Raw genomic sequence first — 1,905 nt, forward strand, 5'->3', positions numbered from 1 at the left:
CTTCCCAGGCTGATCAACCAGAAGATCATCCCACCGGTCAGCCAACGTGACAGTGCCGTCCGCGGTGATCCACCCGTCGGGGGCGGCCGTGCAGGACGGGTTGCCCTTGGTCTGGGTGGAGGAATGGAACTGCTGGTTCCATGTCGGCTGCTTCGTCCAGCGCGTGGTGGTGGAGGAGGCGTTGGTGTCCCAGACCGTCCACTCGCGCGGCAGGCAGTCGGTGTTCCCGGAGTGGAAGTTCCACAGAGAGACGTCGGCGTTCGTGACGATAGCGTCCTTGAACGCCGCGGTGTTCCAGGTGATGAACGACCGGGCGGTGCGCGGGGTGCCGTCGCTGTTGGCGGTGCCGGGATTGCCGAAGTCGAGCTCGACGTCCGTGGACAGGTCTCCGGTCTCCCCCTGCTGGACGTAGGTGTCGAAGACGTTCGACAGGTTCGACGTCGAGGGGTCGACGGTCACCGGGTACTTCGTGTCCGGGTCCGCCAGGAAGCCGGCGTCCGGAGTGATCACGAGGTCGTACGCACCGTCACCCTTGTCCACGACCTCCATGTCCACCGGGTGCCGGTTGGTGTGCTCCCCGGAGACTTCGTCCACCGAGGCGTCCCACATCACTGGTGCGGGCATCACGGCTCGCTTCTCGCCGCTCTTCGGGTCGGTGAAGGTCACCGACCCGTCCTTCTGCGGCTCGGCGTCCAGGCCCTTGGTCTTCAGCGGCAGGGTGTAGCTGTAGGCGTCGGTGGCGGGACGCTGGTTGATGTCGACGAACTGCTCGAATCCTGTCCGGGTCGCCTCCACCACCACATCGGCGCCGGGCACGGCGTTCTCGTACGTGGCGCGGGTGCCGTCGAGCCGGGGTGCGGGCAGGCCGCCCTTCCACTGCAGCGTGACCTGGCCGTCACCGCTGCCGAGAGTCACAAGGTCCCGACCGGCCGCGCTGCCGGCCGCCTTGAGCGACTTGGCGGGGGTGCCGCCTCCGGAGGTGAGCCTGAGGCCGCCGGGGTGGGCTCTGGACACCACCTGTCCGTCGGCGTTCGTGGTGAGCGTGGCGTCCACGTCCACCCACTTGCCGCCGCGCTGCATACGCGCGGGGCCAGAGGTCAGCTCCGAAGTGAGCGACCCGTCCGGGTTGGCGTGGGTGAGGGTGGTGGCCGTGGTCTCGTCCGGGACGAGAACCTTCTTCCCCGTCTTCTTCGCCCGGGCTAGGGCCCAGGGGATGCCGCCCTTGCTGTGTTCGGTCGCCCAGGCGAGGTCCGCCTCGGCGACCTCTGCGGCACCGGGCTGTTTCGCCTCGGCGGCGGCCTGTGCGGATCCGTCCGCAGCCGTGGCTCCGGTGGTTCCCGTGACGACCAGCGGCGCCGCGGTGAGCAGCGCCACGCCCATGGCCATGCGGGATAAGGCGTGTCTTCCTCTTACCGATCGGGACAAGTCGAGCACTCCTCTTGACCCGCTCACGGTCCCTTGAGCGAGGTCGGTCGGTTTGCGAATGGCGACGCGCAACGGTTCCGTCGCCGCAGGCATTTCTATGCGCTCCTTGTCGAATCAACCACCGGACAAGGTCGACTAGTTGGGCAACTCGATCAAGAAGAGCGTGATGATCGACATGGTTTGACCAGGTTTGTGCGACGCGAGTTGACGGTTCGGTAACGACTTGATGCCAGGAGGGAGCGAGACACCGATGAGCAAAGACGTGCAACGACTGAAAGGCAACTGTTCGCAGTCTTGAAATGGGTATCCAGGCCGACGGAGCAGGACCGACAGCTTCTCGCCTCGCTGCTCGTGCACGGTCACTCAGCTCAACCGCGAGGCGGGGAAGAGGGCACCCCGTACCGTACGAGTGGTCCCGCGAAGGGGCACTGTCACGTTGGCTGACCGGTGGGATGATCTTCTGGTTGATCAGCCTGGGAA

The 1,905-nt window shown here is 66.4% G+C and carries 1 pseudogene; it reads right to left on the bottom strand.

From position 1 onward, the window contains the following. Window positions 1-1,380 (bottom strand): annotated as a pseudogene (locus tag KM933_RS38590) (DNRLRE domain-containing protein); the annotation flags it as partial. Between the last annotated feature and the right edge of the window lie 525 nt (window positions 1,381-1,905).

The sequence above is a fragment of the Streptomyces beigongshangae genome, assembly GCF_019710745.1.
GTDB lineage: Bacteria > Actinomycetota > Actinomycetes > Streptomycetales > Streptomycetaceae > Streptomyces > Streptomyces beigongshangae.